General features: G+C 44.3%; 11 protein-coding genes. 7 read left to right on the forward strand and 4 right to left on the reverse strand.

Features of this window, described 5'->3' with window-relative positions; all coding sequences use genetic code 11:
• Positions 1–5 precede the first annotated feature (5 nt).
• Genes tssE through tssB form a run of 3 tightly spaced genes read right to left on the reverse strand, consistent with a single transcriptional unit; the run spans position 6 to position 2463 of the window.
• Entirely contained in the window at positions 6–416 is a 411-nt protein-coding gene (tssE, locus tag OGY67_RS08705) for a type VI secretion system baseplate subunit TssE (RefSeq protein ID WP_286573868.1), read from the reverse strand.
• A gap of 39 nt (positions 417–455) precedes the next feature.
• Positions 456–1937 carry a type VI secretion system contractile sheath large subunit gene (tssC, locus tag OGY67_RS08710; protein ID WP_071445509.1) on the reverse strand — a complete coding sequence of 494 codons (1482 nt, stop codon included), beginning with the start codon at positions 1935–1937 and terminating at the stop codon, positions 456–458.
• Positions 1938–1956: 19 nt separating this feature from the next.
• Positions 1957–2463: a type VI secretion system contractile sheath small subunit gene (tssB, locus tag OGY67_RS08715; protein WP_286573869.1), complete on the reverse strand. Its 507-nt coding sequence runs from the start codon at positions 2461–2463 to the stop codon at positions 1957–1959.
• A gap of 673 nt (positions 2464–3136) precedes the next feature.
• Here tssB and OGY67_RS08720 point away from each other — a divergent pair.
• The 7 genes from OGY67_RS08720 to OGY67_RS08750 all read left to right on the forward strand — a co-directional run bounded on the left by OGY67_RS08720 (position 3137) and on the right by OGY67_RS08750 (position 11988).
• Positions 3137–3655, forward strand: a complete 519-nt coding sequence (locus OGY67_RS08720; RefSeq protein WP_047408665.1) for an Hcp family type VI secretion system effector — start codon at positions 3137–3139, stop codon at positions 3653–3655.
• Between the two features lie 474 nt (positions 3656–4129).
• Entirely contained in the window at positions 4130–4858 is a 729-nt protein-coding gene (locus OGY67_RS08725; protein WP_071445514.1) for a peptidoglycan recognition protein family protein, read from the forward strand.
• A gap of 603 nt (positions 4859–5461) precedes the next feature.
• Positions 5462–7435 carry a type VI secretion system Vgr family protein gene (locus OGY67_RS08730; RefSeq protein WP_286573870.1) on the forward strand — a complete coding sequence of 658 codons (1974 nt, stop codon included), beginning with the start codon at positions 5462–5464 and terminating at the stop codon, positions 7433–7435.
• 35 nt (positions 7436–7470) lie between these two features.
• On the forward strand, positions 7471–8532 hold the full coding sequence (locus OGY67_RS08735; RefSeq protein WP_286573871.1) for a PAAR domain-containing protein: 1062 nt from the start codon (positions 7471–7473) through the stop codon (positions 8530–8532).
• Positions 8533–9071: 539 nt separating this feature from the next.
• Positions 9072–9461: a hypothetical protein gene (locus OGY67_RS08740; RefSeq protein ID WP_286573872.1), complete on the forward strand. Its 390-nt coding sequence runs from the start codon at positions 9072–9074 to the stop codon at positions 9459–9461.
• 1139 nt (positions 9462–10600) lie between these two features.
• Entirely contained in the window at positions 10601–11710 is a 1110-nt protein-coding gene (locus tag OGY67_RS08745) for a hypothetical protein (protein ID WP_158654520.1), read from the forward strand.
• A 122-nt stretch (positions 11711–11832) separates the two neighbouring features.
• Positions 11833–11988 (forward strand): hypothetical protein, encoded by a 156-nt coding sequence (locus tag OGY67_RS08750; protein ID WP_186805001.1) that lies wholly within the window; start codon positions 11833–11835, stop codon positions 11986–11988.
• Between the two features lie 251 nt (positions 11989–12239).
• Here the strand turns inward: OGY67_RS08750 and gss are convergent, their stop codons facing one another.
• Positions 12240–14099 carry a bifunctional glutathionylspermidine amidase/synthase gene (gene gss, locus OGY67_RS08755; protein WP_234692377.1) on the reverse strand — a complete coding sequence of 620 codons (1860 nt, stop codon included), beginning with the start codon at positions 14097–14099 and terminating at the stop codon, positions 12240–12242.
• Positions 14100–14181 lie beyond the last annotated feature (82 nt).

Genomic DNA, 14181 nt, shown 5'->3' on the forward strand with positions numbered 1-14181 from the left:
CAGGTTTACTCCACGCACCAGTGCTGGTGGTTATCCAGCAGAATGTCAAACTCCAGGACATCCTGCCTGTCGCTGAAATCCATATATGCCACAATATGAAAACGCAGGTTCAGTGGCGCATGGCTATCCTCTGTGGCAGCAGTCACCGCCACATCCGATATCCGGGGTTCGTAACGCAGAATACAGTTCTGGATCGCCTGAACCATCCATTCCCGGATGTTCTGGCGCTCGGGTGGCCTGTCGATAAAATCCGTGATCCCCAGCTCCGGTGAGCCATAACAGCTACCGGAACGGGTGTTGAGGATATTGCGCAGGTTATCGCGTATAGAATGCAACAGCGCCGTCTTTGGGCGCTGGCGTGAAGATGGTTTTGCCGCCTCCCCGATACGTTCAAACAGACTCCCCGATACGTTCAAACAGACTCCCCCCAGACTCCCGCTCCATTATCATGGTGACTACTCTTTATCCAGACGCCCGACCAGGGACAACTCAAATGATGCCCCCATGTACTTAAAGTGCGGACGGACGCTCAGAGCAACCTGGTACCAGCCTGGTTCACCTTCCACATCAGAGACTTCAATCTTCGCCTGACGCAGCGGTTTACGGCTGCGCACGTCAGAAGGCGGGTTCTCCTGGTCAGCTACGTACTGGCGTATCCAGCCGTTCAGCTCACGCTCCAGATCCCCTCTTTCTTTCCATGAACCAAGCTGTTCGCGTTGCAATACTTTGATGTAGTGCGCCAGTCGGTTAATGATGAAAAGATAAGGGAGCTGCGTACCAAGTTTGTAGTTGGTTTCAGCCTCCTTCCCTTCCACCGTGTTAGGGAACACTTTGGGTTTCTGAACCGAATTGGCAGAGAAAAATGCCGCATTATCAGAGCCTTTGCGCATTGTCAGAGTAATAAAGCCCTGCTCCGCCAGTTCATACTCCCGCCGGTCGGTAATGAGAATTTCGGTCGGAACTTTGGCCTGAAGCTGGCCCATGGCTTCATATAAATGCACCGGCAAATCTTTTACCGCGCCACCGCTCTGCGGACCGACGATATTTGGGCACCAGCGGGTGGACATGAAACTTTCAGCCATGTTTGCCGCAAGCAAAAAAGCCGTGTTTCCCCACAGATAATGCTCATGATTTTTGCTGACGTTTTCATGGTAGTTAAAGCTCTTAACCGGGTTTTCATCCGGTGCATAAGGATGACGCAGCAGGAAACGCGGTGCTGTCAGGCCCAGATTGCGGGAATCTTCGGACTCGCGCAACGAACGCCATTTGGTGTAGGCCGGGCCTTCAAAAATAGCAGCAACGTCTTTAATGCCAGGAAGTTCGGTAAACGAATCCAGACCAAAGAATTCCGGTGATACGGAAGACAGAAATGGGCAGTGGCTCATCGCACTGACGGCGCTAACATACTTCAGCAGCTTCATATCAGCAGCGGTATTGTTAAAAGCGTAATTGCCAATCACTGCGGCAAACGGCTCACCGCCAAACTGACCAAAACCGCTGGAATAGACATGCCGATAGAACCCAGACTGGGTTATTTCCGCTGAAAATTCAAAGTCATCCAACAGCTCTTCTTTAGTAGCGTGCATGATGTGAATTTTGATGTTTTCACGCGGATCGGCATGGTCAACCAGCAGCTTCAGTGAGCGTAGGAACGACTCCATCTCTTGAAACTCCGGGGCATGGAGGATCAGATCCATCTGGCGGCCCATACGCGCATCAATATCAGCAATCATGCCGTTAACGGCCAGGATATCGACTGATTCTGCCTCATCATCCTGCAACATTGCGGTGATAAAGGCAGTCACACCTTGACGGGCGATATCGTAGCTTTCTGATTCTGGTTTAAAACGGGTCTGCGCCATGATCTCATCCAGCAGGCTGGGTGCGGCGACAGATGCAGTGGAAGCAAGCGCTTCCGGTAAGGTGGTTTCTGACATACTGAAATCCTTGTACAAGTTATTTCCGGCCAGCGAGGCCCAGCTCCGCAATCAGTTGTTCGCGGCTCTTTTCGTCAGCAAGCAGAGCCTGAAGTTGCGCACGGAAGGCAGGCATATTGCCCATTGGCCCCCGGAGTGCAACCAGCGCTTCGCGCAGTTCCAGCATTTTGCGCATCTCCGGAACCTGGGCGGCAATATTGTCCGGTGACAGATCGGCCAGTGATTTCACTTTCAGATTGACGTTCATACGTACATCAGAAGCTTCGCTAAGCGCAGAGGGCACCGTAAAATCACGCCCGATATCCGCCTGATCCAGCACGGCGTTAAAATTGTTACGATTAATAGCAACAGGCTGGCGTTCGTCCAGCGGAGTGTCATCTGTTCCACCTGTCAGATTGCCGGTTACTAATAAATTAAGCGGCAGTTCCACTTCTGCTGTCTGGTTTCCCGTTTTCGGCTGAAATTTAATATTTACACGTTCTTTAGGGGCAATACTGCCACTGCTGTCATTTTTTCTGCCGCTCATAAAAATAGTCCGTAAGATTGTCGCTCGAGCCATGAACACAGCATTTTCGTTACTACAAAAAATTACTAACAATGCCGTTCCAGTGGCAGTAAAAGATAAATTCCACACCCTTCATGCTCCGCATTTTACGCTCAATGATAAATTTTAAAAGATCTTTTTCTTCAATTGAAAGAAGGGTATGATTTTATTATCCGCTCGATAGATATAAGTACAGAAGAAACAAAAGCAACACAAATCGCACAATGCAAAACCATAACAAATTGAATTTAAATGAATTTATTTTATGCATTATCAGGAATAATTATAGTGGATTGCTATGTATAAAACTTATGGATAAAAGGATGAAACATATTAAGAAACACCTCACAGACTTTTCTCAATAAAGCGCAGCGAATATAATATTATTCATGATTAACCAATGTCCATTTCCAGACATAGGCATCTGAGAAAATGAATTGCAATAGTTGATAATATATATTTAGATTAAATTAAAAACATAATTAATAAATATTAAATATCATTCATCGAGTTACCACATCTTCGGTTTGTTCGTAAGCCGGATGCAGAAGCATAATGCGACTCCTGGAGTGAGCCGCATTATTATCGGCCTGTCGGGAATTAACGGCAGACCACCGGAAATAGTTGTTAACAACACCCACAAGGAGCACGACAAATGCCAACCCCATGTTACATTTCAATAACAGGCCAGACTCAGGGCAATATCACCGCTGGCGCATTCACCGCCGATTCTGTCGGTAACATCTATGTGCAGGGCCACGAAGACGAAATGCTGGTGCAGGAGTTTTTGCACAACGTCACCGTGCCAACCGACCCACAGTCCGGTCAGCCCGCAGGCCAGCGTGCCCACAAGCCATTCATCTTTACCGTGGCGCTGAATAAAGCCGTTCCGCTACTGTATAACGCGCTGGCGTCCGGTGAGATGCTGCCAAAAGTTGAACTGCACTGGTGGCGCACTTCTGTCGAAGGTAAGCAGGAACATTACTTCACTACCCGCCTGACGGACTCAACGATTGTGGATATGAACCTGCATATGCCGCACTGCCAGGACCCGACACAGCGTGAGTTCACTCAACTGCTCGCCGTATCACTGGCGTACCGTAAAGTCGAGTGGGAACACATCAAGTCCGGTACTTCCGGTGCTGACGACTGGCGTGCACCGCTGGAAGCATAAGTTAAAACCACAGCATCCGGCCCTCACGGGCAGGGTGCTGTTTTTGTATTGCGCCACAGGCAATCAATAAAGAAGAAGGCTGTCAGTAAGGAATTACGTTTTTACGGGAGATGGCGGACGCCGGAAACTTCGGCGGTAGCGTGCCTGAACGCAAGCGTAACACTGTACGTACCGTCACAGTCACTAAACAGCGAGAGTCATACTTTAGGGAGGTTGATATGTCGTTAAAAGGACAGAGTTTTACAATGGAAGCAGAATAGATAGCAGTGCCAAATAGTAGAGTAATTAAAGGGAAAGCAGGCCGGGTAGTACGTAACGCACGTAGACCTATGGCTGTGATGATTTTGCAGTGTGAACACATAAGAGAAGTATATTTCCCGCACGATGGTCATCATAAAATTCACAATAAAATCAACACGTTAATTTATAAATTCATGAGCATTTAGTCATCAATTACATTCAAACGGTCTTAATATGGAAAACGATTATTATAAAGTAACTGAAGAGTTGATTCATACAGGGCTTGATGCAATATCAAAGTCCATAAAAGAACGTAAAAAAAAGAACGAGGTAAGGGAATCTATATTTTCTGACTTGCATGAAGCAGGAATAACTGTCAGAAAACGAAGTGATTGGAAAGCAAAAACCACCCCAGGAAGTGATGGTGAAGACTGGGACTATCCTGCAATTGTAATACATCATGCTGGAAATAGTTACTCATGTACTAAAGATGGGGAAGCTAAAATGCGCCAGGCTGAAGAAACCGACATCAAAAGTTTTAATCACTTAAGTTATCATTATGCTATAGATTGCACAGGTGTAGTTTATGAAGCTCTGGATATAAGAGAAAAAGGCGCTCACCTAAAAGGGGCAAACACAGGAAAAATTGGTATAGTTTTTTTATCAGATTTTAGTTTACCAGGTGAAGCCTCACAATTTGGACCATCCCGATGGGGATCATTAAGTGAGTTTGCCGGACAAGTTAAGGATGACTGGGATATATCCGTTGATATACCTACCGATAAACAGAAAAATGCTATTAACGTCTTAGTTAGGACTCTTATAAAATTTTTCCCAATCACACAGTTAGGAGGACATAGGGAGTTTGCCTCTTTAAATGGCTTAGGTCGTGCTTGTCCAGGAACTTATGGTCTTCAGATTGCTGCCAATCTCAGAACAAAGTTCAAGTTAAGTGCCCCCTGAAATTAACACTTGTTTTCGAATGAAAATTTTTCTCGAGTACAATATTATATATGCGATCCCATTCATTCCATAAATTTATCATCTTATCTATTTTTTTATATTTTCTACTTGGAATAGATAAACAGCTATACTATGAAGAAGGCGACATGCCCTGGATACCAATTCCTTTCATTAAACACACCATATCATCAACTTTATTTTTTGAATTACCTGTCTCGCCTTCTGACATTCTAAGAGATTCACCAACAACCAAAAATGAGAATGATAAATTGTATAATTACTGCCAAGTAAGGTATGGAAAACAACTATCGGAATGTAGAAAAACAATAAAGAAAAAACTTCTTACTAATGGATTCTATATACCCGACTGAATGATACGACCGTCTAATATAACGGCCCAGATAAATCCAGGAGACATGTATTTTCTGCTAACAAAATGCAAGATAAGAATTAACATGAGTTACAGAATAAACATTGATGAAAAATTAAACTTACAGGATATAGTTATCTGATGTTTCACTCCTCTACTAAACAACCAAATTAATAAAAGCATTGTAAGAGAATTTGAGGTAAATCCGTTGACAATCACCATCAGGAGGTAATATGTCGTTAAAAGGACTGCGCTTCACACTGGCAGTGGACGGTCTGTCGGAAATGACCACCGCGGTGGTCAGTTTTCGACTTACTCAGCATTACTCAAAACCTTTCCAGCTAATAGTGGATATTGCCAGCGGTCTTTCTGACCTGACCGCAACTGATTTCCTGGAAAAAAATGCCGTACTGACCATCTGGCAGGGAATGGAGCCATTACGCTATATCAGTGGTATTGTCTCTGCCGTAACCCTCAGTGAAAACAATCACTGGCAGATGGGATACCATATAATTATCTCACCACCACTCTGGAGAAGCGGTTTACGCCAGAACTTCCGCATCTTCCAGCAGCAGGATATCAAAGCCATCTCCTCCACCCTGCTCAGTGAAAATGGTATCACCGGGTGGACCCCGGTATTTTATGAGCCGCACCCGGCACGCGAGTTCTGCGTGCAGTACGGTGAGACTGACCTTGCCTTCCTGAACCGCCTGTGGTCAGAAGAAGGCATCTTTTATTTTGACTGGTGCACTCCGGAAGGGACAGAGCAAAAGCTGGTACTTTGCGATGATGTGGCAGGAGTATCGTCACTGGGATCCATGCCATTTAATCCGAATACGACGGCCGAGGCATCCACCGAACACATCAGCCAGTTCAGATATCATGCGCAGATACGGCCTTCATCCGTCGAAACTCAGGACTACACCTTCAAAACGCCCGCCTGGCCCGGCTATTACAACCGCGCTGCTGAGAACCTGAACGGCCAACTCACGCAGTATGAAATCTTCGATTATCCCGGACGTTTCAAAGACGAATCCCACGGACAGGCGTTTGCCCGCTACCAGATTGAGGGCCGGAGACATAATGCAGAGACAGCAACAGGTTACAGTAACTCACCAAAAATGTGGCCGGGGAAGCGCTTTACCCTGACAGGACATCCATCAGTATCGCTGAACAGGGAATGGCAGATTGTGGGTAGCGTACTGGCAGGAGACCAGCCGCAGGCACTGCATGGCAGTCAGGGAACAGGAACCACTCTCAGCAATCGTTTCGAGGTTATCCCGGCCGACAGAACATGGCGTGTCCCTCCCCTGCCGAAGCCCTCCGTAGACGGCCCACAGAGCGCCATCGTCACCGGCCCGGCCGGGGAAGAAATCTTCTGTGACGAACATGGCCGGGTGCGGATACGTTTTCACTGGGACCGTTACTGTCCGGGGAATGAGGACAGTTCGTGCTGGGTACGGGTATCGCAGGCGTGGGCGGGAACGGGATTTGGCAATCTCGCCATTCCGCGTGTGGGCCAGGAGGTTATTGTGGACTTCCTCAACGGCGACCCGGACCAGCCCATCATCATGGGACGCACCTACCACCAGGACAACCGCCCACCGGGCAGTCTGCCGGGCACGAAAACGCAGATGACCATCCGCTCGAAAACCTATAAAGGCGGCGGATTTAACGAGCTGACGTTTGATGACGCCACCGGAAAGGAGCGGGTGTATATCCATGCGCAGAAGAACATGGATACGGAGGTGCTGCACGACCGGACCACGACGGTAAACAACAACCATACGGAGACGGTGGTTGTGGGGCAAACAGTGAAGGTGGGCAGTAAAAAGGCAGGTGGTCATGACCAGACGGTGACGGTAGCTAATGATCAAAAAACAACGGTAGTTAATAATCAGATCACCGAAGTTACTGAAGGAAATAAAATAACCGATATAGATAAAGGAGATCAGGAAATTACCCTTCATGAAGGGAAGCAAACAATAAAGGTAAAAAAAACCATCAGCGTTTCTTCAGAAGAGAAGATCGAGTTTATTTGTGGAGAGTCGAGCATTACCTTGTTGGAGAATGGAGAAATTACGATTAGTGGAAAAATAATTAAGAATACTGCGAAAGATGAATATCATGTCAATACCAAAAAATTATCAGCAGATGGTAGCGAGGAACAGGTGCTGACCGGTGGCATGTTAAAATTAAATCCATAATTAAATTAGTTAATTGCCACATAAGAGAATGCGATATGGGTAAGGATGCAGCAAGACAAACGGCAGATACAGCCGGACATGATGGGCCAATAACATCAGGCAGTAGTAATGTCTCAACAGGAGGTTTTCCGGCTGCTCGAATGGGGGATACTTTTGTTTGTAAAGAGCATGGGCCCGGTGTAATCAGTGAAGGTTCTAAAACAGTTACAATAAATGGAATACCTGCCGCCAGAAAAGGGGATAAGGTAGTTTGTGGTAAAAAATCATTACCACCGACAACAGGACCTAAACTTCCTGAATATCATTCTATAACAATAGTTAAAAATAGAAATGAAGATGGCTCGGTAAAAAATCCAAATGGCTCAGATGAGTTTAAATTATATACTGGATACGCAGTGTCAGCTCTAACGGATGGTGATGGTGATGGTGATGGTGATGGTGATGGTCAATATGATACGAGTGACTTAAAAGCAGGCATTATAGATTTTCAACTAAATCATCCGATTGGAGAAAGTGGGACGAACATTAGTCTCGGAGGTACTGTTGGCAAGGCTGAAATGAAGGCAGGGACAGTTGCAAATGAGGATGTACATTCCAGCTCGGTTGATGCAAAGTTAGAGGGTATTTCTGGGAATGTAGACCTCAGTTCAGGAAAAGCAGGATCTGGTGACTATGTGGAGGCAAAAGCTGAAGGTACAATCGGGTTAGCTGAAGGAAAAGGCAACTATAATTTAACACACGATCTTGACGAAGCAAGAGTTGGTGCCGCCTTTGAACTTGGAGCAGAGGCAGCTGTTGCAAAAGGGCAGCTTTCAGGTGCTATAGACTCAAAATATTTTAAATTGAAAGGTTCCGTTGATGGAACTGCTGGGTCGGCAGGTTTAGGATTGGGAGAAGGGGCATGGGTGGATTTTGATAATATAATGGTAAAAGTTCAATTGTCAGGGAAAATAGCATTTATATTAGGATTAGGGGGCGATATTGATATCCAGCTTGGACCATTTACTAGCGTCCCTATTCAAGAGCGACTTGGATTTACCTCTTCCAAATCTGGTATAGTGCTATCAGGTGCATCTACTGTTACTATTGGGGGATAATATGAGTAAAATTATTCGCATATCAGAATCTGTCTTTCCATTATACAATAATCTTGTATTTAGATTTTTTTTAGGTATTGCCCTATACCTCCTTTCAGTATACATTATATTTCATCACGTTCGAAATATAACATCATTAAAAATAGTACACCTACTTGGTATTTATGCTTTTTTTTACTATACTATTTTTTCAATGATAGATGGTGGTGCTAAACGATTAGCTGCATTTCATATAAAAAATAATAGTACCAACATCGACAGACAACCAATAAAATGGTATTTATCCAATCAATTTAACATATCAAGATTCCTTAAGCTCATATTTGTCTTTATATATATATATGCGTGTTTCATGTATCTTATGTACATACCATAATTGACAACCACCACTCATAGCAACATTTAAGCAATGGCTAATTTTAAATCCTTATTCATTCTGCACATCAAACTTTATAAATACAACCAAGACAACTCAGAAATATTATTATGAAAAAAATGATAAGATAGAAAATTTAGGAACTGTTGTTGGTAAAGTAGAAATGAATGCAGGTACTATCTCAAACGATAAACAGTTATCAGGAACATATGGTGTAAAGGCTACCGGTTTTTCTATAAATACGGGGGTTAGTTTTGGAAAGGAAAATTCGGGTGATTTTAAAGATATAAAAATAGAAGGAACATTTGGAACTGCTGAAGCAAAAGCCTCTGAAACATTAATTAATGGTGAGGATGAGCATCAAGGAGGCGCTGCCTTTGAATTGCGGGCTGAAGCAGCTGCCGCAAAAGGCGAATTATCAAGTGCTCTGGAATCTAAATATTTAAAACAAAAAAGTTCCCTTGCTGTAAGTGCTGGCTCAGTAGGGGGAGGCCTGAAAAGTGGGGTTTGGTGGGATACAGATAATCTCATGTTCAGAGTAAAGCTGGCATGAAAGCTTGCACTGGTTATTGGAATTGATTGGGAGGAAGATATACAAATAGGCCCCTTCACTGAAACCCCTTGGCCTGTATTACTGGGGTTGGCAATTTCAACATCAGGTGTTATATTGACTGGAAAAACAAACGTCATCATTGGAGGTTAGTATTGTTCTTCTATGAAACTTTAAGCAATATTATCAAGGTGTATCATAACAAATTTTTAGATTTTATTTTGGTATTGCATTGTCATCTCTGATTTGCTTTTTATTGATTAAAAACATACATCATGTACATAGCATTATACTTGTTAAATTTCTTGTGGCGTTATCAGGATTTATGTTTTTTACTATAGCGCATTTTCATTAGTCGACATTGGGATTGAAAAATATACTCCTTCCATATCAAATTTAACAATGATAATATTAATAAAAAGCTAATTTCTTCATTCGCGAGGCATAAATACACAATAAATATCTCTCTGAAGCTGTGTGTTTTTATTTTATATTTACATGGTTTTTAATTTCATAATACTTAAATATTAAAAACATTTTATAATAAACAATGAATATTTCAGATTTAAATTAGCCAATGTGACAAAATTTTTAAAACATCACCTAGAAAGATGGTTTTTATTATTAACCCAAGTTGGCACTATGCCAATGGACACTGGCTTGGCGAACGCTTGTTTTTATTGGTTGTTACTTTTTTCTCTTATCGATTCAACTATCGGTAATGTGGAATTATTCCATTCAGGTGTAGCAACTGTTATCATTGGAGGTTAAATGAACCAATACAATAGAATGTTTAGAATGTTATTTGGGGTTGTAGCTTTTTTACTACTTTCCTGCATTAGTGTTATGTTAAATGATGATTTACAATACACTCGATTGTCAACTATATGCTTTCTTATCGGCTGTTATCTGTTTTTGTATTTTTTTGTATTTTCTCTTATTGATGCTGGCGTCAATAATATAGTATCGTTCCATCAAAAATATAACCAAGAAAATATCAAAAAATCATTTCTTAAAAATTTCATTGAAGGAGAGAATCTGGTATCTAAAGGATATAAATTGGCTTTTAATTTGGGTTTTCTAGTTGTGATGTATTTTATGTTAAAAAACGAAATGTAGATAATCCAGAGAGAGTTATTATAATGAGAGAAAGCAATAACAAACCATCCATCCCAAGGGCAGTGACATATAGTTTTGAATACCAAAAAGAGCATTTTTGGCGATGCCGCTATACATCCTCAGAAGTAACAAGCTTATATTACAAGATATTACTCCCACTAGATGTAAAACCGGTCAGCATTAAACCTGAGCTAATCGCAGGAACCAATAACCTCTATGCTATTGGCTGCTATCAGACCATTTCTGGAGCAAAATCCCCCTTTACAGAAGTTGATGTAGTCTATGAACATATAAATAACGACATCGATGCCAGTGACTGGGGAGAATATATATTAGACCTTTTAGGTGAAGAAATCCTTTACTGTAAATATTATTATAGCGTTAGTGGTCGATATGCTGATTTTTTGACAAAAAAAGATATCGATAACGAAACCATCACATCAAGAATCAGAGTATTTAAAAATTATGATTTTGAAAACAACAGGGCCAATGTGATAATGGTAAAAGCCTGTTGCAACTGGAAGGATTATGAATCGCTGGCTGAGGATCTCTTTCATTGTGTGAATTTTTTCACTTTAATTAATGACTCAAAATGGCATTTGGCAGAAGAACTAAAGAGTATAAATCTGGATGTACCTGCAAACCATTCCTTTTATTACCCTGCCTCATGGCTATATTCAGAACGATATAATAACGAAAAGATGAGCTACTATTCGTTATCTTTAAAAGAAGAAAGTAACGTTCATGGCATTATTGATGGCTATTTTTTATACCATGATGCGGCAATCAATAAAGAACAGGTTTGTAAACTAATTGTCAGTCAACTAAAAGAAAATAATCACCTTGAAATTGATGAAATTTCACTAAGAGAACGCAAAGATATCTTCAATAAGAACATTACGGAATTATGGACTGGTGAGTTAAAAGTAAAGAATGCAAGAAATGGAGAAGGCATGTTAGTTGTTTTTTCCGGAAAGATTCAGGAAAGTTGGTTCTATATAATTGGGTCATTTGCTCTACAAAAACAACATTTCGGTTCCTGGGCCGCGGGAAAACGAGCAATAGATATTATCTTAAATTCACTTAATAACTACGACTTAGAGTATGAAGATCAGTTTTATATTGAGCATTGATATAACACTCAATAGACCCAATAATTTAGCAGAGTAGGTAGCGTGCCTGAACACAAGCGTAACACTGTACTGCCGCTGAACAGCGGAATGTCTTTATTCCTGTAAACACCAGGGAGAACAACATGTCATTAAAAGAATTGCGTTTTACGCTGAACGTGGACGGACTGCCGGAGACAGCCACCGCAGTGGTGGGCTTCGGCCTTTACCAGCCACATTCCACTCCTTTTGCCCTCAAAGTGGACATCGCCAGCGGGCTTCCGGACCTGGTGGCAGCTTAGGGCAAGATCACGAAAGAGCGGCAATGGACAGAGAGTACCTCGCGTCAATCCTTGCGGGGTTTCGTAATCTTGCCCTGGATTTTGCGACCCTTATAATAAGGCTTACAATCAGCCTGAATCAGCGAAAGCGCTGACTTATTTGATGATACTAAGTTGGCGTATTTCCAATGCTATCGATTTGGCATGAGCAAAAATCAGCGCAGGTCAAAAGCCCCCGTGATGGCAACATCACCATCACAGGGGGTGAGCGGTTATTCCTTCACCACAATCAGCGGTTCAATATCGCTCTCTTTTTTAATCACCAGCGACTCGTCACCACGCAGGCAGGTACCGCCGTAGTTACCACCTACGGTAAAGGTACAAACCTGGATATATTTACCGGCAACTTTTGGCAGACACCAAAGCTGCTGAAAAATGTTCTTCTGCTCGGCAAACTTACCGCTGGTTTTATCCAGTAGCTCTTCCTGATGACTCACCAGATCGATGTTGCTGCCACAACGTCCTGCAATAGGTTTCACCGCATAACCGGTTTGCGCCAGCTCTTCATTAACAGTGAAATCCGTATCAAGCAGATAACGGTGGTGCGGGAACAGTTGCCAGAGGATCGGCAGAATCGCTTTGTTGCCAGGGATAACCGTCCACAGAGGTTCGAAGACCAACACTTCCGGGCGCAGCAGCACGTCGATTAAACGCACTTCCTGATTCGTATGCCCGGTACGAATTGGCACCGCGGCGTACTCCGTTTCGCTGACCTCGCGCACCTGCTCAATTGCGGTTTCCCACGCCCAGGTCTTCCAGACGCAGTTCACCAGACGGCCATCACCGTCAATCAGCTGACCGGCATCATCCCAGCACAGTTCATCCAGACCTCGCAGAATTTTGCTGTCAAACCCGGCCTGACGCAGCGCCTGCTGCATAAACTGCGCGTGATAGTTCTCCTCGATATCCTTATCCTGCATGATGTGGACAAACGGACGTGCGCGGCTGTGCTTCCAGGCCCCCGCCAGTTCGTTGATCAACCCTTCAGCCGGGTTGTGTCCCTGCCCTGTGTAGCCCCGTTCGGCCCATCTTTCGAGGATCAAACCGGCTTCGGTATGGCACGATGCGGAATCGGCGTTGTACTCATACACCTTCAGTCCACGTTCATCCATACAGAAATCCATACGCCCCGTAATCATATGATGCCGACGACGCTGCCAGGAAAGGCGCAGGCGCGGCCAGAGGATTTTCGGGATATCAAACAGCGCCAGCAGGTTGTCGTCTTTCAGCACCTTATCGGTCGCATGCAGATACATCAGGTGCAGCTCGTTGGTGGCTTTAATCAGCTCCTGCTCGGCGCTCTCGGTAATGGTGAAATATTGATGCGGGTCCTGATTAATCACATGGCCGTTCGCCAGCACGTAGGCTTTTTGCAGCGGGTCCTGCTCATTCAGCCATTTATCATCAAATTGCCCGTTATCTTCCAGTCGCGCGCCGCCAATTTTCAGCGAGTCATTGGCGATCTCCGGCTGCGGTAGGCTGAAACGGGTATCATCGGTCTGGATCATCCAACCAAGAATGGTCGTGTCGTCAAAGGTATCACGCAGGGTGTAACAACCGTTCTCAACCACCATCTCCAGTTCGCGGGTCCACTGCTGTCCGGGAGGCAGCGGCGTATGGAGCACGTTCTGTTCGGCAATACGGATTTTGTTTTCCAGCAACTGGGTGACGACCGCCACATGCCCGGTATCTTTAAATTCGCCGCCTTTTTGCCAGATAAGCAGTGCGCCTGCTACCGGCGCGCGGGGCGAACCATTCGGAAATGCCTGTAACGGTAGGATGTTGTCATTCACTACTTCGCGCAGGAAGCGTAAGGAGAAGATCTCCCAGGCCATACCCACATCGGTGAAGACCATGCCATAGTTAAGGAAGAGAAAGCGGCGTGCGAACTCTACGCACTGCCATTTGTGGCCCATGTATTCATCGTCGATATAGCTGCGAAATGCTGCATCATCGTCGTAGTCCCGTGGGTCGAGGGAGCTGTAATCTGAAGAGTAGATTGCTACGCCACCTGGGGCATAGCCCAATAATGTCCCGAATGGGGCATCCTGACTGGTCGTTCCTTTGCTCATGCACCTTACCTCAAAACAATACAGCCTGAGCAGGTTGGCGTGAATTTTTCGCTCTGATTGCCTGCTCTGCGACACTAACCGG

This window comes from Citrobacter sp. Cpo015, assembly GCF_030333035.1.
In the GTDB taxonomy this organism is placed as follows: Bacteria; Pseudomonadota; Gammaproteobacteria; order Enterobacterales; family Enterobacteriaceae; genus Citrobacter; species Citrobacter portucalensis.